The 26,141-nt window shown below is 73.5% G+C and carries 30 protein-coding genes; 18 read left to right on the plus strand and 12 right to left on the minus strand.

The genetic code is table 11. The features are described from left to right. Positions 1-57: 57 nt before the first annotated feature. A complete protein-coding gene (locus tag J4557_RS16240; protein WP_208267363.1) occupies positions 58-699 on the plus strand; it encodes an SDR family NAD(P)-dependent oxidoreductase in 642 nt (213 codons plus the stop codon). Between the two features lies 1 nt (position 700). Here the strand turns inward: J4557_RS16240 and J4557_RS16245 are convergent, their stop codons facing one another. Then, positions 701-1,408 (minus strand): SDR family NAD(P)-dependent oxidoreductase, encoded by a 708-nt coding sequence (locus tag J4557_RS16245; RefSeq protein ID WP_208267364.1) that lies wholly within the window; start codon positions 1,406-1,408, stop codon positions 701-703. Between the two features lie 102 nt (positions 1,409-1,510). Between J4557_RS16245 and J4557_RS16250 the strand changes: the two genes are divergently transcribed. Next, a complete protein-coding gene (locus J4557_RS16250) occupies positions 1,511-2,350 on the plus strand; it encodes a helix-turn-helix transcriptional regulator (RefSeq protein WP_208267365.1) in 840 nt (279 codons plus the stop codon). Between the two features lie 81 nt (positions 2,351-2,431). Here J4557_RS16250 and J4557_RS16255 read toward each other — a convergent pair whose 3' ends face one another. Then, complete coding sequence (locus tag J4557_RS16255; RefSeq protein ID WP_208267366.1) at positions 2,432-3,346, minus strand: phosphatase PAP2 family protein; 915 nt, start codon at positions 3,344-3,346, stop codon at positions 2,432-2,434. Positions 3,347-3,874: 528 nt separating this feature from the next. On the opposite strand from J4557_RS16255, the gene J4557_RS16260 reads away from it, so the two are divergent. The 5 genes from J4557_RS16260 (at position 3,875) to J4557_RS16280 (ending at position 8,220) form a co-directional block, all read left to right on the plus strand. Next, on the plus strand, positions 3,875-4,348 hold the full coding sequence (locus J4557_RS16260) for a nuclear transport factor 2 family protein (protein WP_208267367.1): 474 nt from the start codon (positions 3,875-3,877) through the stop codon (positions 4,346-4,348). A 110-nt stretch (positions 4,349-4,458) separates the two neighbouring features. Continuing rightward, on the plus strand, positions 4,459-5,667 hold the full coding sequence (locus J4557_RS16265) for a hypothetical protein (protein WP_208267368.1): 1,209 nt from the start codon (positions 4,459-4,461) through the stop codon (positions 5,665-5,667). Next, on the plus strand, positions 5,667-6,452 hold the full coding sequence (locus tag J4557_RS16270; RefSeq protein WP_208267369.1) for an SDR family oxidoreductase: 786 nt from the start codon (positions 5,667-5,669) through the stop codon (positions 6,450-6,452). The genes J4557_RS16265 and J4557_RS16270 overlap by 1 nt, the downstream gene beginning before the upstream one ends. Positions 6,453-6,481: 29 nt before the next feature. Continuing rightward, positions 6,482-7,642, plus strand: coding sequence for a sulfotransferase family protein (locus tag J4557_RS16275; RefSeq protein ID WP_208267370.1), 1,161 nt, complete (start codon positions 6,482-6,484; stop codon positions 7,640-7,642). 122 nt (positions 7,643-7,764) lie between these two features. Next, complete coding sequence (locus J4557_RS16280) at positions 7,765-8,220, plus strand: tellurite resistance TerB family protein (RefSeq protein WP_208267371.1); 456 nt, start codon at positions 7,765-7,767, stop codon at positions 8,218-8,220. 21 nt (positions 8,221-8,241) lie between these two features. On the opposite strand, the gene J4557_RS16285 is transcribed toward J4557_RS16280, so the two are convergent. Beyond that, positions 8,242-8,625, minus strand: a complete 384-nt coding sequence (locus tag J4557_RS16285) for a nuclear transport factor 2 family protein (RefSeq protein WP_208267372.1) — start codon at positions 8,623-8,625, stop codon at positions 8,242-8,244. A gap of 87 nt (positions 8,626-8,712) precedes the next feature. Between J4557_RS16285 and J4557_RS16290 the strand changes: the two genes are divergently transcribed. Beyond that, positions 8,713-9,465, plus strand: coding sequence for a helix-turn-helix domain-containing protein (locus tag J4557_RS16290; protein ID WP_208267373.1), 753 nt, complete (start codon positions 8,713-8,715; stop codon positions 9,463-9,465). Positions 9,466-9,577: 112 nt separating this feature from the next. On the opposite strand, the gene J4557_RS16295 is transcribed toward J4557_RS16290, so the two are convergent. Continuing rightward, positions 9,578-9,868: a hypothetical protein gene (locus J4557_RS16295; protein ID WP_208267374.1), complete on the minus strand. Its 291-nt coding sequence runs from the start codon at positions 9,866-9,868 to the stop codon at positions 9,578-9,580. A gap of 171 nt (positions 9,869-10,039) precedes the next feature. Between J4557_RS16295 and J4557_RS16300 the strand changes: the two genes are divergently transcribed. The 3 genes from J4557_RS16300 (at position 10,040) to J4557_RS16310 (ending at position 11,314) form a co-directional block, all read left to right on the plus strand. Then, positions 10,040-10,306 (plus strand): GntR family transcriptional regulator, encoded by a 267-nt coding sequence (locus J4557_RS16300; protein WP_307799861.1) that lies wholly within the window; start codon positions 10,040-10,042, stop codon positions 10,304-10,306. Between the two features lie 12 nt (positions 10,307-10,318). Continuing rightward, entirely contained in the window at positions 10,319-10,555 is a 237-nt protein-coding gene (locus tag J4557_RS16305) for a GntR family transcriptional regulator (RefSeq protein ID WP_307799862.1), read from the plus strand. Positions 10,556-10,741: 186 nt separating this feature from the next. Then, positions 10,742-11,314, plus strand: a complete 573-nt coding sequence (locus J4557_RS16310; protein ID WP_208267376.1) for a dihydrofolate reductase family protein — start codon at positions 10,742-10,744, stop codon at positions 11,312-11,314. 234 nt (positions 11,315-11,548) lie between these two features. Here the strand turns inward: J4557_RS16310 and J4557_RS16315 are convergent, their stop codons facing one another. Then, entirely contained in the window at positions 11,549-12,019 is a 471-nt protein-coding gene (locus J4557_RS16315) for a VOC family protein (protein ID WP_208267377.1), read from the minus strand. 76 nt (positions 12,020-12,095) lie between these two features. After that, entirely contained in the window at positions 12,096-12,707 is a 612-nt protein-coding gene (locus J4557_RS16320) for a TetR/AcrR family transcriptional regulator (protein WP_243775828.1), read from the minus strand. A 78-nt stretch (positions 12,708-12,785) separates the two neighbouring features. On the opposite strand from J4557_RS16320, the gene J4557_RS16325 reads away from it, so the two are divergent. Both J4557_RS16325 and J4557_RS16330 read left to right on the plus strand, forming a co-directional pair. After that, complete coding sequence (locus J4557_RS16325) at positions 12,786-13,238, plus strand: ester cyclase (RefSeq protein ID WP_208267379.1); 453 nt, start codon at positions 12,786-12,788, stop codon at positions 13,236-13,238. A 6-nt stretch (positions 13,239-13,244) separates the two neighbouring features. Continuing rightward, a complete protein-coding gene (locus tag J4557_RS16330; RefSeq protein WP_208267380.1) occupies positions 13,245-13,739 on the plus strand; it encodes a DUF3237 domain-containing protein in 495 nt (164 codons plus the stop codon). Here J4557_RS16330 and J4557_RS16335 read toward each other — a convergent pair. The 3 genes from J4557_RS16335 to J4557_RS49620 form a co-directional block, all read right to left on the minus strand. Continuing rightward, entirely contained in the window at positions 13,715-14,761 is a 1,047-nt protein-coding gene (locus J4557_RS16335) for an AF_0692 family protein (protein ID WP_208267381.1), read from the minus strand. The genes J4557_RS16330 and J4557_RS16335 overlap by 25 nt on opposite strands. A gap of 99 nt (positions 14,762-14,860) precedes the next feature. Continuing rightward, positions 14,861-15,526: a response regulator gene (locus J4557_RS16340; RefSeq protein ID WP_208267382.1), complete on the minus strand. Its 666-nt coding sequence runs from the start codon at positions 15,524-15,526 to the stop codon at positions 14,861-14,863. Then, positions 15,523-16,641, minus strand: coding sequence for a sensor histidine kinase (locus tag J4557_RS49620; protein ID WP_208267383.1), 1,119 nt, complete (start codon positions 16,639-16,641; stop codon positions 15,523-15,525). Before J4557_RS49620 ends, J4557_RS16340 begins: the two co-directional genes overlap by 4 nt. Positions 16,642-16,818: 177 nt before the next feature. Between J4557_RS49620 and J4557_RS16350 the strand changes: the two genes are divergently transcribed. Then, the gene (locus J4557_RS16350) at positions 16,819-18,303 is read left to right on the plus strand and encodes a sigma-70 family RNA polymerase sigma factor (RefSeq protein WP_208267384.1); all 1,485 of its coding nucleotides are present in this window, start codon (positions 16,819-16,821) and stop codon (positions 18,301-18,303) included. Between the two features lie 14 nt (positions 18,304-18,317). Here the strand turns inward: J4557_RS16350 and J4557_RS16355 are convergent, their stop codons facing one another. Then, positions 18,318-19,106 (minus strand): CAP domain-containing protein, encoded by a 789-nt coding sequence (locus J4557_RS16355; protein ID WP_208267385.1) that lies wholly within the window; start codon positions 19,104-19,106, stop codon positions 18,318-18,320. A 237-nt stretch (positions 19,107-19,343) separates the two neighbouring features. Here J4557_RS16355 and J4557_RS16360 point away from each other — a divergent pair, with 237 nt between their 5' ends. Next, positions 19,344-20,756: a hypothetical protein gene (locus J4557_RS16360; protein ID WP_208267386.1), complete on the plus strand. Its 1,413-nt coding sequence runs from the start codon at positions 19,344-19,346 to the stop codon at positions 20,754-20,756. A gap of 25 nt (positions 20,757-20,781) precedes the next feature. Here J4557_RS16360 and J4557_RS16365 read toward each other — a convergent pair whose 3' ends face one another. Together J4557_RS16365 and J4557_RS16370 are read right to left on the minus strand one after the other, a co-directional pair. Next, positions 20,782-21,645 (minus strand): SDR family NAD(P)-dependent oxidoreductase, encoded by an 864-nt coding sequence (locus tag J4557_RS16365; protein ID WP_208267387.1) that lies wholly within the window; start codon positions 21,643-21,645, stop codon positions 20,782-20,784. Continuing rightward, positions 21,636-22,610, minus strand: coding sequence for an alpha/beta fold hydrolase (locus J4557_RS16370; RefSeq protein ID WP_208267388.1), 975 nt, complete (start codon positions 22,608-22,610; stop codon positions 21,636-21,638). The genes J4557_RS16365 and J4557_RS16370 overlap by 10 nt, the downstream gene beginning before the upstream one ends. 265 nt (positions 22,611-22,875) lie before the next feature. On the opposite strand from J4557_RS16370, the gene J4557_RS16375 reads away from it, so the two are divergent. From J4557_RS16375 to J4557_RS16385, 3 genes are all read left to right on the plus strand, one after another. Further along, on the plus strand, positions 22,876-23,601 hold the full coding sequence (locus J4557_RS16375) for an HD domain-containing protein (RefSeq protein WP_208267389.1): 726 nt from the start codon (positions 22,876-22,878) through the stop codon (positions 23,599-23,601). Between the two features lie 70 nt (positions 23,602-23,671). Then, positions 23,672-24,787 (plus strand): alpha/beta hydrolase family protein, encoded by a 1,116-nt coding sequence (locus tag J4557_RS16380; protein WP_208267390.1) that lies wholly within the window; start codon positions 23,672-23,674, stop codon positions 24,785-24,787. A gap of 120 nt (positions 24,788-24,907) precedes the next feature. Continuing rightward, a complete protein-coding gene (locus tag J4557_RS16385) occupies positions 24,908-26,074 on the plus strand; it encodes a cytochrome P450 (protein WP_208267391.1) in 1,167 nt (388 codons plus the stop codon). Positions 26,075-26,141 lie beyond the last annotated feature (67 nt).

Here is a 26,141-nt window from a genome sequence, read left to right on the forward strand (position 1 = left end):
GCTTGACCTTGACACCGGTGTGAGGCCCTAGCGTCACGGCCGTCGAAGGGAGACGAGATGCCGGGAGCAGTGGTCATCGGAGCCGGGCCGGGGATCGGCGCGGCCGTCGCGCGGCGGTTCGCCCGCGAGGGGATGCCGATCGCCCTCATCGGACGCAACCCCGGGAAGCTGGCCGAGATCGAGGAGGCGACCGCGCCCGTCCTCCGGCTGGCCGCCGACGCCGCCGACGAGACGGCGCTGCGCGGCGCGCTCGACGCCGCGGCGGCCGAGTTCGGCGTCCCGGACGCCGTGGTCTACAACGCGGCGCTCGTCCGGCCGGACCGGATCGGCGAGCTGTCCGCCCGCGAGCACCTGGACGCCTGGGCGGTCAACGTCGGCGGGGCGCTGACGGCCGCCGCCCGCGTCGCGCCGGACATGGCGCGGCGCGGGAGCGGGACGTTCATCGTCACCGGCGGGATGCCGGAGCCGAAGCCCGGGTACGCCAGCCTCTCGCTCGGCAAGGCCGGGGTGCGGACGCTGGTGGCCCTGCTCGACCAGGAGTACGGGCCGTCCGGCGTCCACGCGGCGACCGTGACCGTGGACGGTCCCGTCGCCGCGGGGACCTTCTTCGACCCCGACCGCATCGCCGAGCACTACTGGCGCCTGCACGTCCAGCCGCGCGGCGAGTGGCAGCGGGAGATCGTCCACACCCCCGGCTAGGTCACCAGGGGAGGCGGCCCTCGGCGTCGAAGTAGCCGCCGGTCGGCCCGTCCGGCGCGACCCGCGCCATCCGGACGATGATCTCGGCGCCCTCCTCGACGGTCTGCGTGCCGGTGCGGCCGTTCAGGTCCGTCGCGGTGAACCCGGGCTCGACCGCGTTGATCCGCATCTCCGGGAACGCCTTCGCGAACTGCACGGTGACCATGTTGACCGCGGCCTTGGACGCCGGGTACGCGACGCCCGGGTAGGCGTACGCGGGCGTGCCCGGGTCGGTGACCTTCGCCAGCGAGGCGAGCCCGCTGGACACGTTCACGATGACCGGCGCCTCCGACCGGCGCAGCAGCGGCAGGAACGCGTGCGTGACGCGCACCACCCCGAACACGTTCGTCTCGAAGGACGTCCGCATCATGTCGGCGGTGACCTCGGCGGCGCCGGGCACGGCGTTGCCGGGCAGCCGGGCCTCGATCCCGGCGTTGTTGACCAGGACGTCGAGGCCGCCGTCGGCCTCGATCGTCTTCGCGGCGGCCTCGACGGACGCGTCGTCGGTGACGTCGAGGACGACCAGCCGCGCGCCCAGTTCGGCGGCGGCGCGGCGGCCGCGCTCGGCGTCCCGGCTGCCGATGTAGACGGTGTGGCCCGCGGCGATGAGCCGCCGAGCGGTCTCGTGGCCCAGGCCCTTGTTCGCTCCGGTGATCAGTGTTGTCGTCATGTCTCCAGGTTGCGGCGGGACGGGGCGGTCAGCCAGCCGTCCCTTCTTCCTGGGAACGGCGGTACCAGGCAGGATCCCGGTGCGGGCGGGCAGACTGGGGGCATGGCACCGGGGAAGTTCGGCAGGACGCTGCACCGCTGGCGCGACCGGGTCCCGCCGGAGGCGGCGGGGCTGCCCGCGGGCGGGCACCGGCGCACCGCCGGGCTGCGCCGCGAGGAGTTGGCCCAGCTCGCCGGGATCTCCGTCGACTACGTCACCCGGCTGGAGCAGGGCCGCGCGTCCAACCCGTCGCCGCAGGTCGTCGAGGCGCTGGCCCGCGCGCTGCGGCTGTCCGGGGACGAGCGCGAGCACCTGTTCCACCTCGCCGGGCTGGTGCCCCCCGGCCCGGACGCGGTGCCCGCCTACATCACCCCGAGCGTCCAGCGGCTCCTGGACCGGCTGTCCGGGACGCCCGTCGCGGTCTACGACGCGGCGTGGACGCTGCTGCTCGCCAACCCGATGTACACGGCGCTCATGGGGGACACGTCCGGCTGGCGGGGGATCGAGCGGAACGGCGTGTGGCGGAACTTCCTCGGGCCGGAGAACCGCGTCCGGTACACGCCGGAGGAGCGGCGCGAGTTCCTGGCGGCGCTGGCCGGGGACCTGCGCGACGCCGCCGGCCGCTACCACGCCGACCGGGGGCTCCAGCACCTGATCGCGGAACTGCACGCCAGGAGCGAGGTGTTCGCGGAGCTGTGGGACGCCGGGACGGTCGGCCGGCACGAGGCGTCCCGCAAGATCATCGACCATCCGCGGGTGGGCGCGCTCACGCTGGACTGCGACGTGCTGACGGTGCGCGGCCCCGACCTGCGCCTCATGATCTACACGGCGGAGCCCGGCACCGAGGACGCGGACCGGCTGGCGCTCCTCGCGGTCCTCGGCACCCAGTCCCTCACGGGCTAGCCGGGACCCGCGCAGGCGGCGCAGAGGCGGGCCGGAGTCGTTCCGGGGGCCGGAGTCCCTCCGCGGGCCGGAGGGCGTCCGTCACGGGCCGGCCAGCTCCGGGCCTTTGTCCGTGTCGGCCCTGGCGACACCGCTCGCCTGCCGCTCCAGGCCGGCCGTCGCGGCGCCGGCGGCCGCACCGGCCTTGGAGCCGACGGCCGCGCTCGTCGCCGGTTCGCCGGGCACGGGGGCCTCTCCGTCCGGCTCGCCCGCCGCTTCCGCGACGTCGACCACGTCCGCGGGGGCGGGGGCGAGGGCGGGCGCGGGGTCGGGGCGGTTGCGCTTGATCAGCTGGCCGGCCGCGTAGGTCGTCCCGTTGCCGGCCCAGACCAGGCCGGTCCCGAAGAGGGCCGCCATGGACACCGCCACGCCCGCGATCACGTCCAGCACGTAGTGGTTGGCGGTGATCACGACGACGATCGCGGTGACGACCGGGTGCAGCACGGCGAGCCAGCGCACGCGGTGGCGGGGCAGCAGCGCCATGATGACCACCGCGACCCACACCGCCCATCCCATGTGCAGGGACGGCATGGCGGCGAACTGGTCGGCCTCCACGCCGCCGGGGCTGTGGACGGTCCCGAAGCCCGCCATGGCCACCGAGTCGACGAACCCCTCGTGCGGCAGCAGCCGGGGCGGCATCACCGGCAGGACGAAGAACACGACCAGCCCGGCGAGGTTGGTCAGGACGAGGGCGTTGCGCGCGGGCCGGTAGACGCCGGGCCCGGCGAGGTAGCACAGCAGCAGGATGCCCATCGTGAAGCCGGTGTGCATGTGCTGGTAGATCCAGACGGCGACCTCGGACAGATCGTGATGCCGCGTCAACCAGTGGTTCGTCCGGAGTTCAAGATCGAGGCCGAGGTGCTTCTCTATGCTCAGGACGTCCCGGCCATGGGAGAGCGCCGGCCCGTACCGCGTGTCGGCCAGCGAGCGGATGTAGCCGTAGACCTGGAGCAGCACGAAGACGATCGCCAGCTCGCCGATCAGCCATGGCCGCTTGCGGCGCGGCCGGCGGACGTCGGTGTCATGGCCGGTGCGGCGCCCCTCGGGGCGCAGGAGTAGCGCGCGGACGGCTCAGCCCTCTTTTCCCCACGACGGCCCGGCGGGACCCTGCGCGAGCCGCTCAACGGCCGACCGTACATCCCTTACGCCCCCTGTGGCACACCGGGGGGCGATCTTGTACTTGGCTGCGGCCTTCTCTCCGGCCGGTCACCTGGCGGCCGGGGACCCGTGAACGGGCGCCCAAGCCCAGGTCAAACAGGGTAAAGCAGGTTCTGGCGGGCACGGTACGGCCGGTGCCGGCCGCCACCCGCCCCGGCCGTGGGATCAAAGCCGTTCAACGGTCGGTCGGCGACACGCTCGCCGAGTCCTCGTCGCGCAGGGCGGCGACGCCCGCGGCAGCCGCCGGAGCGCGGCGCGGGCCGCCGTGCCGGGGATTTTTAGAACGTGTTCTTGTCTTGGGCGGGCGGACCGGTCAGGCTGTCTCGCATGGACCTGGAAGCGCTGGAAGAGATCCGCCGGCTCAAGCACCGCTACCTGCGCTGCGTCGACCTCAAGCAGTGGGACGAGTTCGCCGGGCTGTTCACCCCCGGCGCCGTCGCCGAGTACGACACGCCCGTCCTCCGCAAGACCCTGCGCCTGGAGGGACGGGACGCGATCGTCGAGTACATGCGCGGCAACCTCGGCGACGACAAGATCAGCGCGCACACCGCGGGGGCCCCGGAGATCGACATCGACGGCGACCGGGCGACCGGCGTCTGGTCCCTCGACGACACGATCATCATTCCGGAGCACCGGCTGCTCATCCGGGGCGCCGCGTTCTACCACGACGTCTACCGGCGCGGCGAGGGCGGCCACTGGCTGGTGGAGAGGACCGGGCACACGCGGACGTACGAGTACATGGTGTCGCTCGACGACGTTCCGAGCCTGAAGTTCACCACGCCGGTGCCCGGCTCCCGGTGATCGGGACCCGTTCGTTGACCCGGACGTAGAACGCGTTCTACCGTCCGGTCCCGATACGCGCGAGCAGCGCACCCGCGCACGCGCCGATCCCGCGTCCCCAGGAGAGCCCGGTGGCCACCGACGCTACAGACCGTTCCGACGCCGCGACGCGCCCGTTCGCCGACGCGATCGTCGAGGCCGAGCAGATCATCCGCAACGCGCCGTTCGTCAGGACCGACCAGGACCTCGCCGAGGGCCTGGACTACCTCGCCGGCAGCATCAAGGCGTCGCTGCACATGGTCGGCGCCTACCAGCACGACCACCCGTACTTCGCCTCGTCCACCGGCCCGTACACCAAGCTGGGCCTGGACAACCCGGACACGCTGTACTTCCACGCCTACCTCAGGGACGACGCCGAGTACGTCGTCACCGGGCGCCGCGGCACCACCGCCGACCTGAGCTTCCAGATCATGAACGGCGACTACTCGCCGACGCAGTCGCCGGACAGCCTCACCGCGTTCGACGACCGGAGGCTGACGATCGCCGCGGACGGGACGTTCCGGCTGCGGTTCGGCCCGCCGAAGGACGGCGAGGGGGACGACTACGTCGCGCTCGCGCCCGGCTCGGCGATGCTGATCGTCCGGGAGGTGTTCGGCGACTGGGAGAACGAGCGGCCCGGCGAGATCCGCATCCACCGCGCCGACACCCTCGGGACGTCCCCGGAGCCCGTCCCGTCCGACCGGATGGCGCGGCGGTACGCGGTGGCCGGGAAGATGCTGGTGTCCAGGATCAAGACCTTCCTGGCGTTCCCGGAGTGGCACTACCTGAAGCTCCCGGTCAACACGCTGACCGAGCCGCGCGCGACGCCCGGCGGGCTCGCGACGCAGTTCTCGTCCGTCGGGCACTACGACCTGGCCGACGACGAGGTCATGGTCATCACCGCGCCCGCCGCCGACCCGTCGGTGGCGCCGTACATGGGCTTCCAGCTCGGCAGCATGTGGTACATCTCGCTCGACTACATCAACCACCAGACGAGCCTCACCCGCGACCAGGCGCGCGTGGACCCGGACGGGAAGATCCGCTACGTGGTCAGCGAGCGCGACCCCGGCCTCGCCAACTGGATCGAGCGGACCGGCCACAGCCGCGGCTACCTGCAGTTCCGCTGGCAGCGGCTCACCCGCGACCTCACCCCCGCCGACGGCCCCACCGCCGAGATCGTCAAGTTCGACGAGCTGCCGCGCGTGCTGCCGCACTACGAGGGCCAGCGCGTCACCCCCGGGGAGTGGAAGGAACGGATCGCGGCCCGCCAGGTCGCCGTGGCGCGGAGGATGCTCGGCTGATGGCTTCGGAACTGCTCAAGGACAAGGTCGTCGTCGTGTCCGGCGTCGGCCCCGGCCTCGGCCGCGGCCTCGCGCTCCAGTGCGCCAAGGCCGGCGCCGACATCGTGCTCGCGGCGCGCAACGAGGCCCGGCTCGCGGAGGTCGCGAAGGAGGTCGAGGACCTCGGCCGCCGCGCCGTCACCGTCCCGACCGACATCAACGACGCCGCGGCCTGCGAACGGCTCGCCGAGACGGCCGTCGCGTCGTTCGGGCGGGTCGACGGCCTCGTCAACAACGCGTTCGCGACGCCGCCGCTGCGCGACCTGATGAAGGTCGACATCGACGCGGTGCGCGCCGGGTTCGAGACGAACGTGCTCGCCGCGCTGCGCCTGACGAAGCTGCTCGTCCCCGCCCTGGAGGAGCGCGGAGGCTCCGTCGTGATGATCAACTCGGCGGTGCTGCGGCACTCGCGGCGCACCTTCGGCGCCTACAAGATGGCGAAGGCCGCGCTGCTGGCGATGACGCAGAACCTCTCCACCGAGCTCGGGCCGCGCGGCGTCCGCGTCAACACGATCGCGCCCGGATACATCTGGGCCGACAACCTCCAGTGGTACTTCAACCACCTCGCCGAGAAGCGCGGCGTCCCGATGCAGCAGGTGTACGACGAGAACGCCGCCACCACCGACCTGCGCAGGCTCCCGGAGCCGGACGAGGTCGCCGACGCCGTCGTGTTCATGCTGTCGCCGCTGGCGCGCGCGGTCACCGGGCAGTGCCTGGACGTCAACTCCGGCGAGTGGCACCACTAGGAAGGCGCCCTGTTGAGGAAGGCACAGCGATGAGCGCAGGCCGCGACAGCGTGGGGTCCGTCGAGGACCTCCACGCCTCCGCGAGCAGGGTCACCGGCATGACGGAGTTCGGTGACGACGACTACCTCGGCGGGCTGGAGGTCCTGCTCGGCTCGCTGGCGAAGGACGCCGGGCTCACCCCGGCCGGGAACAAGGCGCAGCGCGCGATGCTGCGCGGCGCCCTCGCCGCCCGGCAGTTCTCCGAGGCCGCCTGGAAGAAAAACCCCGGGTACGCGGATGTGCCGATCGAGCGGCCGATCTTCGTCACCGGGCTGCCCCGCACCGGCACGACGGCGCTGCACAGGCTGCTCACCGCCGACCCCGCCCACCAGGGCCTCGACCTGTGGCTCGCGGAGATCCCGCAGCCGCGCCCGCCCCGCGAGACCTGGGCGGACGACCCGCTCTTCCAGGCGATCGACGCCGCGTACCGCAAGCACCACGTCGAGAACCCGGAGTTCATGGGCGTCCACTACATCTCGGCGGATTCCGTCGAGGAGTGCTGGCAGCTCCTCCGGCAGAACATGCTGTCGATCTCGTTCGAGTGCCTGGCGCACCTGCCGACGTACTCGTCCTGGCTCGCCGGGCAGGACTGGACGCCCGCCTACGCCCGGCACCGCCGCAACCTCCAGCTCATCGGCATGAACGACGCCGACCGCCGCTGGGTGCTGAAGAACCCGAGTCACCTGTTCGCCCTCGACGCGCTGCTGGAGGTCTACCCGGACGCGCTGATCGTCCAGACGCACCGGACGCCGCGCACCGCCATGGCGTCCATGTGCAGCCTCGCCGCGCACGCCACCGCCGGCTGGTCGGACGTCTTCACCGGCGCGACGATCGGCCGCGACCAGCTCGACCTGTGGAGCCGCGGCCTGGAGGCGTTCCGCGCCGAGCGGGCCCGGCACGACCAGGCCCGGTTCGCGGACGTGCACTACGACGACTTCGTCCGCGACCCGATCGGCACGGTCGAGGGCGTCTACGCGCACTTCGGGCTGCCGTTCACCGACGAGGCCCGGACGGCGATGGCGCGCCTGCACGGCGAGAGCACCACGAGCGCCGCGAAGCCGGCGCACCGCTATTCGCTGGAGGACTTCGGCCTCACTCCCGGCGAGGTGGACGAGCGGTTCGCCGACTACATGAGCGGCCTGCGGGCCTGACGCACCGGACGCGAGGGCGGGGCCGCGGCCCCGCCCTCGTTCCGTGCCCGGGAACCTTCCCCCGATTACTACAGTTGTAGAAGCAGGTGCGGACCGCCCGCACGGCGACGGGAAGGGAAGCGATGGCTCTCTGGAACAGGCTCCGCGAGTCGACCCAGACGATGCAGGCGCAGCTGCTCAGCAAGAAGAACGAACTGACGAGCGGGGCGTTCCGCGACGCGAGCATGGCGATGTGCGCGCTGGTCGCGGCGGCCGACGGCAGCGTGGACCCGGCCGAGCGGCAGCGCACCGCGTCGCTGATCATGGGCAACGAGGTGCTGCGGAACTTCCCCGCCGACGACCTGCAGCGCCGATTCGACGACTACGTGGCCGCGCTCACCGCCGACTTCGACTTCGGCAAGGTCTCGGTCCTCCAGGACATCGGCAAGGTGAAGAAGAAGCCCGGCGAGGCCCGCGCCGTCATCCAGATCGGCATCGTCATCGGCGGCGCCGACGGCGACTTCGACGACGCCGAGAAGGCCGTCGTCCGCGAGGCGTGCTTCGCCGTCGGCCTGCCGCCCGCCGAGTTCGAGCTGTGACCACCGGCCCCGCCCGGCGGGTCAGCGGGCGGCGGGCTCCCACCAGGTGAGGTTGGCCGCGGCGTGGGCGGTCGGCTCGATGATCTCCCACGCCTCGCTGATCAGGCCGCCGTCGACCCGCCAGATGTCGACGACCGCGATCTCCGGCCCGCCGTCCGGGAGCCGGCGCCGCGTGTGCAGGACCACGTGGTCCCCGTCGGCCAGCAGGTGCCGGATCTCGACCTGCATATCGGCGAGCGGGGTGAGCGCCGCCTGCACGGCGGCCAGCCATTCCGTCTTGGTCGAGGAGGTCGCGTCCGGCCTGTGGTGGACGAAGTCGTCGCTGAGCAGCGGCGCGAGCCCGGCCGTGCTGCCGGTCGCGATCAGTTCCGAGAGCGCCTGCTGAACGATGTCCTTGTTGGTCATGGCCGCAGTGTTTCCGCGGCGGCTGCGGATTGTCGATGAAATCCCATTTCATGGCGTCCGGCGCCACGATGAGTACGCTCGGGAACCGTGCACACGGTCGGGGAGCTCCTGCGGGAGTGGCGGCATCGCCGGCGGCTCAGCCAGCTCGACCTCGCGATCGCGGCGGACGTGTCGGCGCGGCACGTCAGCCTCGTCGAGACGGGCCGCTCCAACCCGAGCGCCGACATGGTCCTGCGGCTCGCCGACCAGCTCGACGTGCCGCTGCGCGACCGGAACCGGCTGCTGCTCGCGGCCGGCTTCGCGCCCCGGTACGCCGAACGGCCGCTCGACGACACCGCCCTGTCCGCCGCCCGGAACGCGGTCGAACGGGTGCTCCGCGCGCACGAGCCGTACCCGGCGCTGGCGTTCGACCGCCGCTGGGACATCGTCATGACCAACGGCGCCCTGGAGCCGTTCCTCGCCGAGGTCGACCCGGACCTGCTCCGGCCGCCCGTCAACCTGCTGCGGCTCGGCCTCGACCCGCGCGGGCTCGCCCGCCTGGTCGTCAACATGGCCGACGTCCGCGCGGTGTTCCGCTCGCGGATCCGGCGCCAGCTCGCCGCCGCCCCCGACCCCGGCCTCGCCGCCCTCTACGAGGAACTCCTCGAACCCGGACCCGACGACCCGCCGTCCGACTCCGACGTCGTGATCCAGATGATCGTCCGCCACGGCGGCCGCGAGCTGCGCCTGTTCTCGACCATCACCACGTTCGGCACGCCGCAGGACATCACCCTCGACGAGGTCGCCATCGAGTCCTACTACCCGGCCGACGCGGAGACCGCCGCCTACTTCGAACGCTAGAACGGTGCGCGGTGCCTGCCGGTGTACCTCGGGCGGCGGCCCACGGTGAGCGCGGTGGCCCAGCTCGCCGACACCGCCGAGGCGAGCGCGACCGCCGCCGTCACGAGCGCGGTCACGGGGCCGCTCCCGGCGTCCCGTCCAGCAGGCCCTTGATCGCGAGGACGGCGTCCGCCACACGGTCCGCCTCGGCGACGGGATGGCGCCACCCCGTCCAGAACCACGGCCGCCCCGCGTCCTCCGCGCGAGGTTCCACGGTCATGACGAGGCAGGGGTGGACGTTGCAGCAGCCGTCCGCGCCCGGGTTCTCGACATGGAGGCCGTCCGGCGTGAACCACGCGCTCAGCCCGTGCGCGCGCAGAACGGTCCCGAGCGCCTCAAGCCGCGCCCTAGCATCGGGTGTCATGGGTCGTTCGCCTCCTGGGGCGTCCGGTCCTAGGCCCGTTCGGCGGTGCGAACGCCGGGCGGGCCGTTCTTCGTTTCCGGCCCCAGCGTTCCATAGTGTTCTAGTCCGTGCTAGTCCGGTCGGGCCGTATCTACCGTTCTAGCTCGTCCGATGCCGTTCTACCGTGGACGCGTGAGCATCGACATGGATGGTCCCGACCCGCTTTACGTCCAGATCGCCGACCTCCTGGAGGCGCGTATCGCGGCGGGTTCCATCGGGCGGCGTCTGCCGAGCGTCCGCACGATCGCTCAGGAATTCGGCGTGGCTCATGCGACGGCCGCGCACGCCGTCCAGGAACTCACGCGGCGCGGCGTGGTGAAGACGACACCCGGCAGAGGAACGTTCGTCCAGGCCCCCGCCGAAGGCCCAGACGGCGACGGCGGCGGGTCCGCCGGGTAAGCGCCGCTGCGGGTGCAGTTGGCGGACCTGGTCGCTGCGCGTATCGCGGACGGGACCTACCCGCCCAGGACGGCCATTCCCTCCGGCGCCGAGCTGGCCGCGGAGTGCGACGTCTCCCCGCGCACCGCGACGGAGGCGGTGAAGATCCTCAAGGCGCGCGGTCTGGGGCGGGGCGTGCCGGGTAAGGCCGTCATCGTGAGGGCGGACGCGCTGGACGTCCTGAAGAGCGCGGCGCCGGGGTCCGCGTAGCCGACCATCCCGAGGGCGGAGCGTCGGACGGCTCGTCGTATCTCAGGGGTGCGGGCGGCCGGAAGTGGTCTTCGGCGGCGATGAGTTCTGGACGGATGGACGGTCTGCCAAGGTGGGGCGAACGGCCCCAGGGCGGACATGATCCCGCCCTATGAGAACCGCCACGAGATGCTCGGGAGATCCCAGATGCGCACTCTGATCAGCACCGCCTTCGTCTCGCTCGACGGCGTCGTCGAGGGACCCGGCGGCGAGCCGGGCTACCGCAACTCCGGATGGACCTTCAAGGACGTCGAGTTTCTCCCGGAGGCGTACGAGCTCAAGGGCCGGGAGCAGAAGGAGGCCGCCGCGATGATGATGGGCCGGGTCAGCTACGAGGCGTTCAGCCCCGTCTGGCCGGGCATGGCGGAGTTCGCCGACTACAAGGTGATGCCGAAGTACGTCGTCTCCACCACCCTGACCGACGGCGACCTCGTCTCGGACTGGGGCGAGACCACGATCCTGCGCTCGCTCGACGAGGTCGCCGCGCTGAAGGAGACCGACGGCGGGCCGATCATCATCCACGGCAGCGCCACCCTGAACCGGGGCCTGTCCGACGCGGGCCTCATCGACCGCTACAACCTGCTCGTCTTCCCGCTGCTGCTCGGTGCGGGCAAGCGGCTGTTCAGCGAGACCGACAAGGACGCGCAGAAGCTGAAGCTCGTCGAGTACGAGGCGTACGCGAACGGCATCCAGAAGAACGTGTTCGACGTCGTCCGCTGACGACCCGCCGGCGCTGGGCGGCCCGCGCCGGAGCCTCGGCGAGCGCGGCGGTGAAGAACGCGGCGAGCTTCTCCACCGCCGGGCCGGCGTACCGCTCCCGGTCGTAGAGGCCGACGCGGCCGATCAGCGGGACGGACGCGAAGGCGTCGAAGGCGGCGATCCTGTCGACGCTGGTCCAGTCGAGGACCGCCGCCGAGCGCGGGTGCGCCGCGCGCGGCGGTGCGGTAGCGCGGGTCAGTCGAGGCAGAACTCGTTGCCTTCGGGGTCGGCCATGATGATGTGGCCGGCGCCGAGCGGCGGAGCGGGCTCGAACCGCTGGAGGCGGGCGGCGCCGTGCGAGACGAGCCGCTCCGCCTCCGCCTCCAGGGCCGCCATCCGCGCGTCGCCCGTGAGGCCGGGCGCCGCCCGCACGTCGAGGTGGACGCGGTTCTTGGCCTGCTTGGGCTCCGGGACGCGCTGGAAGAACAGGCGCGGGCCGTCCCCGGCGGGGTCGACGACCGCGGAGGCGTCGTTGCGGCGTTCGGGCGGCACGCCCATCGCGTCGAGGGCCTCGTCCCAGGTCCGGAAGTCCCCGGGCGGGTCCTGGAGCTTGTAGCCGAGGGCCTCGGCCCAGAACGCGGCCAGGGCGGCCGGGTCGGCGCAGTCGAAGGTGATCTGGATTTCGCGGGCCGTTCCGGCGCGCGTTCCGCTGGAGTTCGAGGTCATGGTGCAAGCCTCGCGGACAATCCGGACAGGTTCGTTCCGCGAAACGTGAAGGTTCTGCCTGGAGAGGTCCGCCGGGTCAGGGACGGGCGAGGAGGCCGTCGATGGCGCGGCGGGCCTTGGCCGTCGCGCCGGGCTCGTCCAGGCGCAGGGCGGTGTTGGCCGCGGTGAGGACGGCGTCGGTCTGGAAGGCGGCCAGGTCGGCGTCGAGCGGCGCGATCTCGCCGGCCGCCGCCGCGCGGCGGTACTCGGCGGCGAGGAGGGACAGCCAGTCCCGGTGCTGGCGGGCCAGGGCGTCCCGGACGGGGCCGGGCCGGCCGTCGAAGTCGGGGAGGTTCGCCGCCCAGAAGCAGCCGCCGGTGAACAGCGGCTTCTCGGCGTAGTCGATCCAGTTCGCGACCAGCGCGCGCAGCCGCGCCGCGCCCGGCGGGGCGGCCTGCGCGGGGCGCACGACCGCGTCGACGAACAGTTCGCGGGCCGCGTCGACGGTGGCGAGGTGCAGGTTCTCCTTGGTCCGGAACAGGGTCTGGATGCCGCTCTTGCTCATCCGCAGGTCGGTGGCGAGGCGGCCGAGGCTGAGGCCGTTGAGCCCCTCGGCCGAGGCGACGTCGACGGCGTGCCGGGTGACGGCCCGCCGGGTCCGCGCGCCGCGCAGCAGCCGGCCGTCGGCCGGGAGATCGTCCTCGCTCATCGGGTCCATCGTGCCAGACACCTTGTCTATACGTACGATCGATCGTATTGTTTTCTCGTCGGCGGGAGAGGAGCGGGCATGGACCCCGATCGCATGGTCGAGTTGGCGGAGGCGCTGGCCGCCGCCAAGAGCCGCCGGGACGTGCCCGCGGCCATGGCGCTGCTGCACCCGGAGATGGTGCTGGAGAGCCCGGCCCTCGGGACGACCGCGCGCGGCCCGGCGGAGAACGTGACGGCGCTGCGCCGGTTCTTCGCCTCCTTCCCGGACTACGACGTCGCCTTGCAGGGACACGCCGCGAACCGCGACGCCCTGGTCTGCTGGGGTACGGCCCGGATGACCCTGACCGGCACCCGGTTCGGCGTCGAGCCCAGCGGACGCCGCGCCGAGCTGCCGGTGTTCATCCGGTTCGCGTTCAAGGACGATCTGATCGCCGGCGAGTACTTCTTCTTCGACCTGGCGGAACTGTGCGCGCAGTCGGGCGTCTCGGCCGACGCCGTCCGGCGCCGCCTGTTCCGCGACCGGGAAAGGTGATGGCGCATGCTCGCGGACCCGCGTGTGAGGGACGTCGGGGAGATCCGGACGGAGCTCCTGTTCGACATCGTGGTCGACCTGGCCCCGCCGCTGGACTTCGGCCGGGGACCGGCCGGGCGGCGCGTCCTGTTCGGCGCCGCCGGCGGCGCGTTCGCGGGACCTGACCTGCGCGGCGAGGTGCTGCCGGGCGGCGGTGACTGGGCGGTGTTCCGTCCCGGCGGGACGATGTGCCTGGACGTCCGGCTCGCGCTGCGCACCGACGACGGAGCCCTCGTGCACATGACCTACGGCGGCCGCTACACCACCCCGCCGGAGCTGCGCGAGGAGATGGCCGACACCGCCACGAGGCACCGCGTCGACCCGTCCCGCTACTACTTCAGGACGAACCCGCTCTTCGAGACGGGCGCCGAGCGGTACGCGTGGCTGAACGACGCCGTCTGCGTGGGGACGGGCTACCTCGTCGAGGGCGGGATCGCCTACCGGGTCTCCCGGGTGGTGTGAACCGGGCCGGCCGGTCCGGGTGCGGCGAGGCGGCGGCCGAGGGCGGCGAGCAGGGAGACCATCGCGGCGGCGATGACGGTCAGCCCGAGGGCGTCGGGGACGCTCCCCGTGTTCGCGACCAGCCCGAACGCGGTGTGCCCGACGAGAGCGCCGGAGATCGCCGCGAGGCGGTGGCGGTCCGTCCAGCCGCCCGTCCGGAGCAGGGGGACGGCGGTCGCGGCGGCGAGGAGCGCGGCGGCGGCCATCGGGACGGGCGCCCACGCCCGCGGGACGAAGGCGGAGTGGTCGGCGCCGGCGAAAGGGAACAGCAGGGCGAGGTACCCGAACGAGGCGACGCCGCAGATGACGCCGAGCACCCGGGGCGCGGGCGGCGCGCCCCGCGAGGGCGGGCGGGGGAGGCGGGGCAGGACGCCCAGCGCCAGGACGGTCAGCGCCGCGCACAGCGCGAGGATGGTCAGCGCGGCCCCGCCGGGCAGCGAGTAGTGCGGGTCCTCGGACGGCGGGACCAAGACGCGGAGCAGCAGCGCCCCGAGGGCCGCGACGAGACCGGTGACGGCCAGGCCGCCGCGGCGCAGGTAGGCGGCGCGGCCGTGGCGGCGGAACACCAGCTCCACGAGCGCGATCGGGACGAGGACGCTGAACACCGCGTGGTACGGCAGGTTCAGCTCCGCGTACGGGGCGTTGACGCCGAAGGGGCGCGGCCCCCAGCCCGCCGCCCCGTACAGATGCGGGCTGGTCAGGCTCTGCAGCGCCAGCCCCTCCTCGACCAGCCCGTACACCAGGCCCATCGCCAGGATGCTGCTCCGCCCGCCCCCGAGGCGGCGGACCAGCTCCCGGATCAGCAGCACCCCGGCGCCGTAGACGGGCACGTAGAGCAGCACCAGCCAGATCATCCGGACCGGGACGGTGCCGAGGGTGAGTTCGGCGACGGCGGGCGCGACCAGGACCAGGGTCCAGGCCGCCCGCCGCGACCGCGGGGCCGTCGCCGAACGCGGGGACGTCCCCGAACGCCGCTTCGTCATGCCGCCAACGCTAGGAACGCGCGGCCCGGGGCGCTTCCAACGAAGGATCGGTCTCCGCCCTGCGACTTTCGTCGGAGGACCGCGCCGGGACGCGGGGTCCTAAGCGGAGGGGCGGGGGCGGACCAGGCCGAGGTCGTAGGCGAGGACGACCGCCTGCACGCGGTCCCGCAGGCCGAGTTTGCGCAGGATGCTCGACACGTGCGTCTTCACCGTCGCCTCGGTGACGACGAGCCGCGCGGCGATCTCGGCGTTGGACGCGGCCCGCGCGACGAGCTCCAGCGTCTGCATCTCGCGGTCGGTCAGCTCGGCGAGCGCCTCCGGCCGGACGGGCGCGCGCGGCTCGGTCGCGGTGAACCGGTCGAGCAGCCGCCGGGTCACCGACGGCGCGAGCAGCGCGTCGCCGCGCGCCACGACCCGGACCGCCTCGGCCAGCTCGTCCGGCCGGACGTCCTTGAGCAGGAACCCGGCGGCGCCCGCCCGCAGCGCCGCGTAGAGCGGCTCGTCCAGGTCGAACGTCGTCAGGATGATCACCTTGGGCGGGTCGTCGGACGCGGTGATCCGCCGGGTGGCGTCGATGCCGTCGACGCCGGGCATCCGGACGTCCATCAGCACGACGTCGGGACGGAGCCGCTCGGCCGCGCGGACGGCGGACTCGCCGTCCCCGGCCTCGCCGACGACCGTGAGGTCGTCCCGCGCCTCGATGATCATGCTGAACCCGGCCCGGACGAGGTCCTGGTCGTCGGCGACCAGCACGCGGATCGTCACGTGGCCTCCCCGACCGGCAGCGACGCCCGCACCCGGAACCCGCCGTCCGGGTCGGGGCCCGCCTCGAACGTGCCGCCGAGCAGCAGGGCGCGCTCCCGCATCCCGGCGATGCCCTGCCCGCTCCCGGCGAGACCCGTGCCCCCCGAAGCCGTGCTGCCGGGAGCCGTGAGGGCGCCGGGGCCGTCGTCGCGGACGTCGACGTCGAGGCGCCCGTCCGCGTACCGCAGCACCACGTCGGCGCGGCCCGCGCGGGCGTGCCGCAGCGCGTTCGTCAGCGCCTCCTGGACGATCCGGTAGACCGCGAGGCCCGCACCGGACGGAACCCGCACGCCCGCCATCCCCTCCCGCTGGATCCGCACCCGCAGCCCGGCGCCGGTGACGGAGGCGGCGAGCCGGTCCAAGTCTCCCAGGCCGGGGACGGATCCGTCCGCCTCACCGCCGTCGGCGTCCCGGACGGACCGCAGGAAGTGCCGCAGCTCCGCGAGCGCCTGCCGCCCCTCGGCCTCCAGGTTCCGGACGGCCCGCCGCGCGAGCCCGGGGTTCGCGTCGAACACGTCGTCCGCGGCGGCGGCCTGCACGACCATGACGGACACGGTGTGGGAGAGGACGTCGTGCAGTTCCCGCCCGATGCGCGCCCGCTCCTCCACGGCCGCGCGCCGCGCCTCGGCGTGCCGGCGCGCCGCTTCCGCGCGTCCGAGCGCGCCCCAGCTCCAGGCGAGCAGGGCGGCGACGGGCCACACGACGACCATCCGGCCCTGCGCCGCCGCGACGGCGGCGGTCGCGGCGCCGGCGGCGCCCATGCCCCACAACGAGGTGCGCGCGGGACGCAGCCACGCGAACGCGCACAGCACCACGAAGAGGATGCCGGGCCCCACCTCCGGCGCGAGCGCCTGGATCCCGGCGCCCGCGGCGGCCGTCACCGCGAGCGCGGCCCCGGGGCGGTCGCGCATCAGCCATCCCGCAGCCGTCCCCTGGACGAGGAGCAGCGCGACGACGGCGCCCCGCGCGGGCCAGCCCGCGTCCACGAACGGGACGGCTCCCGCCGCGCCGAGCGCGCACGCCCCGGACACCGCTCGCCACCAGGACGGCAACACCGCCGCATACCGATCCCGCACGCTCGCCGACGCTACCAACCCGGCCCCCGGGACGGGGCGGGAGCGGAACCTCCGGGGCGCCCGGCGCCGTACCGGGGGAGGGGGACTTGCCGGAGATGGTGTGCTTGTTGTTATCTGCGGTGGTCCAGGAGGTCTCCAGGGGGTCGGGGGCGATCCGCTGGAGGGACGGTGACGCGCGTGGGCGAGGACGTGGACCTGCTGGTCCGGGCGGCGCAGGACGGCGACCCCGAGGCCAGGGAGCGGCTGGTCGCCGAGCACCTGCCGCTGCTGTACAACGTGGTCGGCTGGGCCCTCGACGGCCACGCCGACGTGGACGACGTCGTCCAGGACTCGGTGCTGCGCGCGCTCGGCGGGCTGCACGGGCTGCGCGAGCCGGGACGGTTCCGCTCCTGGCTCGTGTCGATCGCGATGAACCAGGTGCGCCGCCGCTGGACGTCGCTGCAGCGCGGGACGCCCATGGACCCCGACGCCATCGCGCGGGTCGCCGCGTCCGAGGCCGACTTCGCCGAGGCGGCCGTCCTGCGGCTGGAGCTGTCCGGGCAGCGCCGCGAGATCGCCGAAGCGACCCGCTGGCTCGACGCGGGGGAGCGCGAGTTGCTCGGCCTGTGGTGGCTGGAGGCGTCGGGCCACCTCACCCGGAGCGAGCTGGCCGACGCGCTGGGCGTGTCGGCGGCGCACGCGGCGGTCCGGGTGCAGCGGATGAAGAAGCAGCTCGCGACGTGCCGCGCCGTCGTGCGGGTCGTGGGGGCGGAGCGGCGCTGCGAGGCGCTCGTCCCGGTGCTCGCGCGGTGGGACGGGCGGCCGTCCCCGCTGTGGCGCAAGCGCGTCGCCAAGCACGTCCGCGGCTGCCGGGACTGCGGCTCCCGGCAGCGGGACCTGCTCCCGCCGGAGGCGCTGCTCGCGGGCCTGGTCATGGTGCCGCTGCCCGCCGCGCATCCGCTGCACGCGCTCCCGGCGGCGCTGACGGCCACGTCGACGCCGACGGCCGCAGGCGCCGCGTCGGGCGCGGGCACGGCGGGCACGGCGGGCACGGCGGGTGCGGGGAAGGGCGCCGGTCTCGCGGCGGCCAAGTGGGTGGCGGGCGCCGCGGCCGTCGGCGTCGCGGGCGCGGCGGTGGTCTTCTGGGGCACGCGGGGCGGCTCGCCCGCCGAACCGCCGCCCCGCGACGACCCGCCGGCCGCCGCGCACCGGACCCCGTCGCGCACCCCGGCGCCGCGTCCCGGCGCCACGTCCGTCAAGGAGCACATCGCGCCGCCGCGGCCGTCGAAGACCGCGGAACAGACCGTCGAGCAGCAGGTCGTCGCGCTGGTCAACCGGAACCGGGCCAAGGCCGGATGCCGCCCGCTGCGCGTCTCGCCCGCCCTGCACAAGGCCGCGCAGGCGCACACCGAGGACATGGCGTCCCGGCACGTCCTCGACCACCGCGGCGCGGACGGCGACGACCCGGGCGCCCGGATCACCGCCGCCGGCTTCCGCTGGAGCGCGTGGGCGGAGAACATCGCGCAGGGCCAGGCGTCCCCGCCCGCCGTCGTGACGGCCTGGATGAACAGCTCCGGCCACCGGGCCAACATCCTGAACTGCCGCCTGACGATGATCGGGGTGGGCGTCGTGCGGGGGTCCGGCGGCCCCTGGTGGACCCAGGACTTCGCCACCCCCGCCTGAGCCGTCCCGCGCGGTCAGCGGCTCGTGCCGAAGTCCTGCGTCCAGTACGGGCCGCCGCTCAGCACCACGCCGACGCCGATCTCCTTGAACCCGCAGTTCAGGATGTTCGCGCGGTGGCCGGAGCTGTTCATCCACGCGTCCATCACGCTCGCGGGGGTCGGCTGGCCCTTCGCGATGTTCTCGCCGTAGGAGGACCAGCGGTAGCCCGCGGCGGTGATGCGGTCACCCGGGTCCTTGCCGTCGGGGTTGGTGTGGTCGAAGAAGTTGCGGGCGTGCATGTCGGCCGAATGCCCCTGCGCGGCCCGCGCCAGCTTGCTGTTGACGGTCAGGGCGCGGCAGCCGTGCTTGGCGCGCTCGGCGTTGACCAGCGCGACGACCTGCGAGGCGTACCGTCCGGCGGTCCCGCCGGCGGGCGCGGCCGGGGCCTTCGGCTTCGCGGGCGCCTTCGCGGGCGCCTTCGTGGTGGGACGGTGGCTCGTCGCGCGCGGCGCCGGCCTGTGCGACGCCCTGGCCTTCCTGTGCTTCGGCTGCGGCGTGCGGCTCGGCGCCGTCCGCGGCGCGTCGGCGACCGGACCCGTCGGCGCGGCGCTCGGGGAGAACGACGAGCCGCTCGCGGTGGGCGCGCCGTCCGCGCCGCCCCCGAACGCGCCGGCGGCCGTCCCGGCGACGCCGCCGATCACCAGCAGGCCCGCGGCGCCCGCCGCCGTCCAGACGGCGACGCGGCGGGACGCCCTGCGCGGCCGTCCGGGGCGCGGCCTCGCGGGACGCGGCCGTCCGGTGCCGCGGGCAGGGGGGTAGCTCATGGCGATGCCACATCCTTCTCTCGTCGGGGCTGTGCGAACACGCAGCGGACCCCGTGCGGGACGGGCGATAACCAAAAATCCACGGCTTCTTCAGGAGAGCCCAAGGCGCGGCGCAGGGCCGGGCCAAGAAAGGGGCAACACCGCATGTCGGGCGGCACGTCCACGGGGGCCGGGCTCTCTGATTGACCACCGGAGGGGCACAGCGCCCCCTGGTCCGGGCAGCCGAGGAGTCACGCCGTGAAGAGAAGCTGGAAGGCCGCGATCGCCGCCGCCGGGGCGACCGCCATGACGACCGCCTCCGTGGCGTGGCCCGCGCCCGCCGGGAACGCGTCCGGGAACGGGACCGGCGCGAACGCGTCCGGCAAGGGACGCTGGGTCCTGCTGGACGCCGAGGACTTCGACCGGCCCCTGCGCGTCGACGGCGCGCCGTGGCGGCTGGACCCGCAGGGAAAGCGCAGCCCGTGGAACGTCGACGCGTTCGACGACGACGGCGAGGCGTGGACGAGGATGAGCGGCCCGCTGTTCAAGAAGCAGATGGCCACGCTGAACGTGTACCGCAAGCGCGTCGCGTTCGGCCGGAAGGGGTGGCTGACCGCCGAGGTCGCCGCCGTCGACAAGGACCACGACGGCCGCCCCGACTCCCGCCCCGGCCTGTCCACGGTCACGCTACCCGGCGGGCAGCGGGCCGCGCGGCTCTCCGAGCCGAGCTGGGACGCGGGCGTGCTGATCCGGCCGACCCGCCCGCTGCCCCGGCACTACCGCGTCGAGATGACGCTGCGCGGCATCGACTTCGGCGGGAAGCGGAACGGCACGTTCGACTACGACGGCCGGCACAACGGCTACACGAAGGAGCCGTGCAAGACCCGCTTCCCGTGGACGTTCACCGGCGCGCTCCCCGGCAAGTCGCGCTGCCAGTACCACGACGTGACGCGGGAGAACGGCTTCTACTACATGACGATCCTCGACTACGCGACGCCCGCGCCGCACGGCAACCCGGACATCCACTTCCGGCGCAAGGTCATCATGGACGGCTACTACAGCGACCTTCCCCGCTGGAAGCACGCCGCGACCTGCAACCCGAAGACCCGCAAGATGTACCGGACGTTCGACGGCACCTTCAACGGCGTGAACGCCCTGTTCGCGCGCGGCGACAAGTTCATCGGCGGCCCCGACAACAACATCAGCACCGAGTACTACGCCAAGACCGCCTGCGGGAACGCGTCCCTGGACAAGCACTACGGGCCCGGCAAGCGGTTCGAGGGGCACCTGACCAGCGCGGAGCTCCAGCCGCAGCTCCTGCCGAAGGCGTCCTACCGGTTCGCCGTGGAGCGCGACGACACCGGGTACACGCTGGAGATGAGCGGCCCGTTCCGGTTCATCGGGCAGGCGACGCTGCGCGTCCACCACGACTTCGTCGAGCACGGCCGCCCGATCTGGCACTACAACCAGACGCCCGGCGAGTACGACGGCCGCTTCGACCGCAGGCTCGTCCACAAGGGCCCGCACGGGACGTGGGTCACCCGGCACACCTGGCCGAAGGGCTCGGCGTACCCCGACTCGTTCGTCATCGGCGACCCGCACCTGAACTACTACGAGGGCGAGGCGGTCATCGACGACATCCGCCTCTACGTCCCCCGCAAGGACCGGTGACCCGCCGGGGAAGCCGTGCCCGCCGCTACTGGACGACGGCCGGGTTGTAGGTCGGCGGGTCGCCGAGCATCGCGCGGTGCGAGCGCGGCCGGCTCCCGTCGACGTCGGTGACGCCGAGCTGCTCACCGAGTTCCGCGCCGATCAGGACCTGTCCCGTCCACTTCATCGGCTCCGGGGACCGGGCGAGCGCGTCGATGACCCGGCCGCTGAACTCCGGCGACTCCGCTCCGGCGGCGAACGAGGCGTACTTGTCCGGGACGCCGTCGAAGAGGGCCCTGTTCCGCTCGGTCTTGAGCAGCCCCATCCACAGCGAGACGACGGCGACGTTGTAGGGGCGGAAATCGACCGCCATGTCGTGGGCCATCTTGTCCACGGCGGCCTTTCCGGCGCCGTAGGCGGGGCCGTGCATGTAGCAGCGTCCGCCGAACGACGACGTGTTGACGACGAGCCCGCCGTCACCGCGGATCAGCAGCGGCGCCGCGTAGTACGTCGCGACGTAGGCCGACCGCATCCCCACGTCCAGCATGCTCTGCAGCGCCAGCGGCTTCTCCCAGAACGGGCCCTTGCGGGTCAGGCCGTCCGGGATCGTGAACGCGTTGTTCACGAGGACGTCCAGCCCGCCGCGCTCCCGCCCGACCTGCTCGAACAGGGCCCTGACCTGGTCGTCGTCGGAGTGGTCGCAGATCACCGGGACCCCGGTGCCGCCGCGCTCGCCGATCTCCTCGGCGGTCGCGTACACGCTGCCCGGCAGGTCCGCGTCGCCGTCGGCGCGGGTGCGCCCGGTCACGTAGACGGTCGCCCCGGTCTCGCCGAGGGCCAGCGCGATGCCCTTCCCGGCGCCGCGGCTCGCGCCGGTGACCACCGCCACCCGGTCTGCGGTCAGGCCCATTCGCCGCTCCTCGCGAGGAATTCCAGCATGGTCGCGGTCGTCTCCTCGGGTCTCTCCATCTGCATCATGTGGCCCGCGCTCTCGAGCATCCGGACGTCGCGGACGTCCTCGTGGTGCTCGTGCAGCCTGCTCAGCGGGTCGTCGCCGTGCCAGCCCTCCAGGTCGGCGTCCTGCTCGCTGCCGATGAAGAAGAACGGCGCCGGGTTCTTCCGGCCCCTGTACGCCTTCCGGTGCTCCCAGGACAGGTCCATCGCCCGGTACCAGTTCAGCCCGCCGGTGAACCCGCTGCGGCTGTAGGCGTCGACGTAGAACTCCAGTTCCAGGTCGGTCAGCCACGGCCACGGGAGCGCCGGCGTCTCCGGCAGCGCGTCGATGTACGTCGTCCCGGGCGGCTTCCGCCAGACGTCGAGGTAGTGGTAGCCGCTGGAGAGCGCGTAGAAGAGCCTGCGGAGGAACTCGCGGGGCGCGGCGCCGAGGTCGCGGTCGGCGGCGCCGCGCTCGGCGAAGTAATGGATGTGGTTGAAGTGCCGCTTCGCCTGCCGGGCGGCGAGCGTCAGCGGTGACTCCTCGCTCGGCGTGAAGAACGGGTTCTCCAGCCCGATGATCGCCGCGACGCGCTCGGGGTGGTGGTAGGCGAGGTCGTAGGCGGCGAACAGGCCGAAGTCCAGGCCGCTGAACACGGCCCGCTCCGCGCCGAGGTGGTCGAGGAGGCCGGCGACGTCGCCGACGATGTGCTCGACGCCGTACTCGCGGGGGTCGTCCGGGCCGCTCGTCCCGCCCATGCCGCGCATGTCGGGCGCGACGACCCGGAAGCCGGCGTCGGCGATCGGCCCGATCTGGTGCCGCCAGCTGAACCAGAGGTGCGGGAACCCGTGCAGGAGGACGACGAGCGGCCCTTCGCCCTGCTCCACGTAGTGGACGTCGAGGCCGTTGATGCGCGCGTACCGATGAGTCCAGCCGGCCATGCTGCGGTTCCTTCGCGACGAGGGACCTGACCTTCGGACTGTGCAGGACGGCGCCGCCGTCGGCAGCGCGGTGTCTCGCTCAGTGGGAACCCGCTTCCTTTCGCGGGGCGGCGGCGCGTCGGGTCGGGGAGTGGCCGATTCTCGCGCACCTCGCGATCCGTGCCGGAGCGCGGAACCGGATGATCACGGTTGGCGTCCGATTCGTACGCGGGAGCGGATCGCACACTCCGGCCCCGGGGACTCCTTCCCGCGAGAGGGGAGCACGGTGCCCGGCTTTCTCGAGACCCTTCCGCTCCACACGATCACCGCGGTGTACGGCGAGGCCGGCCTCCGCGACCGGTTCTCCCGCGAGATCCTCCGCTTCCCCGAGGCGGACTGGCGGCGCCTGAGCACGGCGCTGGCCCTGGCGAGCGACCTGCACCGGCAGGACCGCCGGGTCAGCGAGCCCGTCGTCAACCACCTGCTCCGCGTCACGCTGCGCGTGATGTGCCACTACCGGGTGGACGACGTGGACGTCCTCGTCGCCGCGCTGCTGCACGACTCCGTCGAGGACCACCCCGCCGACCTGGCCGGCGACGGGCACGACGACCCGCGCGGGGCCGCCCTGGACGTGCTGGAGGCGGAGTTCGGGCCGCGCGTCGCCGGGCTCGTCCGCGCGGTGACGAACCCCCGCTACGACCGGGACGGCGACGTCCACGCCCAGTACCGCGCCCACGTCGCCGAGAGCCTGGACCGCCATCCGGCCGCGCGCATCATCAAGGTCTCCGACTTCACCGACAACGGCGTCGGGCTGATGCACACCACGGGCCCGAAGGTCAGCAAGCTCGCCCGCAAGTACCGGCCGCTCGTCCCCCGGCTCCGCGAGCTGGTCAACCGCCCGGACACCCCGCTGGACGCCCCGGTCAAGCAGCACATCACCCGCCAGCTCGACCGCGCCGACGAGCGCTTCGCGGCGATCCTCCAGACCCACGCCCTCCGCGCCGCCTCATGACAGGGGCGGCGGGCGGGGGCCGGGCCCGGCCCGTCTCGGAGCGGGGCACCGCACGACAGGACGGAGCAGCATGACGATCGAACGCGCCTTCGTGGGCCTCCCCTCCCCGACGATCGGGCGGGCCGGCGCGGGCGGCCACCCCTGCCAGGGCCTCTACCACCGGCGCGCGGGGACGGAGCCGAAGATCGCCTTCGTCGCGGCGCACTACCAGGTCGACTTCTCCGAGCACTACCTCGCCGAGTACCTGGCCGAGCGCGGGTTCGGGTTCCTCGGCTGGAACACCCGGTTCCGCGGCGACGACAGCCACTTCCTGCTGGACCACGCGCTCGTCGACATCGGCGTGGGTGTGCGGTGGCTGCGCGAGGTCGCGGGCGCCGAGACCGTCGTGCTGCTCGGCAACTCCGGCGGCGGCTCGCTGATGGCCGCGTACCAGTCGCAGGCCGCCGAGCCGAACGTCACCGCGCTGCCGGGCCTGCGCCTCGCCGCCGGCGTCGACGACCTGCCCGCCGGCGACGCCTACATCTCCGTCGCCGCGCACCTCGGCCGCCCCGACGTGCTCACGTCCTGGATGGACGCGTCGGTCACCGACGAGTCCGACCCGGTCGCGACCGATCCGTCCCTGGATCCGTTCGACCCGGAGAACGGCCCGCCGTACGGCCCCGGGTTCCTCGCCCGGTACCGGACCGCGCAGGAGGCCCGGAACCGGCGCATCACCGCGTGGGCGAAGGACGAGCTGGCCCGGCTGTCCGCCGCCGGGTACCACGACCGGCCGTTCAGCGTGTTCCGCACCTGGGCCGACCCGCGCATGGTGGACCCGTCCATCGAGCCGACGAACCGGCGCCCGAACAGCTGCTACCGGGGGAGGCCGGAGCGCGCGAACCGGTCGGGGTTCGGGATCGCCGCCACCTGCACGCTGCGCACCTGGCTGAACCTGTGGAGCCTGGACGACTCGCAGGCCCGCGCGCACCCGCACCTCGCCCGCGTCACCGTCCCGTCGCTGGTCGTCAACGCCGACGCCGACACCGGCGTGTTCCCCAGCGACGCCGCCGCGATGTACGGCGCGCTCGCGGCGGAGGACAAGGAGCGCCACGACCTGTCCGGCGACCACTACTTCCGCACGCCGGACGGCGCGCGCGACCGCCTCGCCGACCTGATCGCGGCGTGGCTCGGCGAGCGCTTCCGATGACGGCCGAGGTGCCCCGGGATTTGAGCGCATCCGAAAAGGGGGATCCCAGCCGGATGCGCCCGCGGAACCTATGATCGCCCACGTGCGGCCGCCGGGCCGCGCGCGGCGAGCGGGAGTGCCATGAGCCATCCTCGGATCGACTTCGACCCGTTCGGCGAGCCCCGCCCGGCCGGGACCACCCACGCGATGCTGGACGAACTCCGCGAGCGCTGCCCGGCCTTCCACAGCGGCGCCCGGCAGGGGTTCTGGGTGCTGACCCGGTACGCCGACATCCTCGCCGCCTACCAGGACACCGCGTCGCACTCCAGCCGGGCCATCGCCGTCAGCGATCCGGACCCGTCCTACCGGTGGATCCCGGTCATGCTGGACCCGCCCGAGCACACCACCTGGCGGCGGCTGCTGCGCCCGCTGTTCGGCCCGGCCCGCGCCGCCGCGATGGAGGACGGCGTCCGGCGGCGGTGCGGCGAGCTGATCGACGCGCTGGCCGGCCGGGGGGAGTGCGACTTCGTCACGGACTTCGCCCGCCGCTACCCGACGGCCGTCTTCCTCGAGTTCATGGGGCTGCCGGTCGACCGGCTGGAGGAGTTCCTGCGGTGGGAGTACGCGATCCTGCACGCGCCTCCGGCGGAGGGCGGGCGCGCCGAGGCCATGGGCAGCGTGGCGGCGCTGTTCCAGGAGCTGATCGCCGAGCGGCGGCGGGACCCGCGCGACGACGTCGTCAGCGCCGCGCTCGCGTTCGAGCCGGACGGCCGGCCCGTCACCGACGACGAGCTGCTGCAGCTGTGCACCCTGCTGTTCCTCGCCGGGCTCGACACCGTCGCCGCGCAACTCTCGTACTCGTTCTGGCACCTCGCCCGCCATGACGCCGACCGGGCCCGGATCACGGCGGAACCCGGCATCGTCCCCGACGCCGTCGAGGAGCTGCTGCGCGCCTACTCCCTGGTGCTGCCCGCCCGCAAGCGCGTCACGGACGCCGTGTCCCACGGCTGCCCCATGGGCGCGGGCGACATGGTCATGCTGCCGCTCGCAATGGCCAACCGCGATCCCCGCGTGTTCCCCGACCCGCGGACCGTCGACTTCGAGCGCACGCCCAACCGGCACATCGCCTTCGGCGCCGGACCGCACCGCTGCCTCGGCTCCCACCTGGCCCGCCTGGAACTGCGCGTCGCCCTGGAGGAGTGGCACCGCCGCATCCCGCATTACCGCGTGCCCGCCGGTGCCCACCCGACCGAGCACGCCAGCCTCGTCCTGGGCCTGGACACCCTCCCCCTCACCTGGAGCCTCTGACTCCTTCGGTGCCTTGCGGTGCGTCGCCCTCGTGCGGTCGCCCGCGCACGGCCACGAAAAAGCTGGG

Origin of the sequence: Actinomadura nitritigenes (assembly GCF_017573545.1) — a bacterium.
GTDB lineage: Bacteria > Actinomycetota > Actinomycetes > Streptosporangiales > Streptosporangiaceae > Spirillospora > Spirillospora nitritigenes.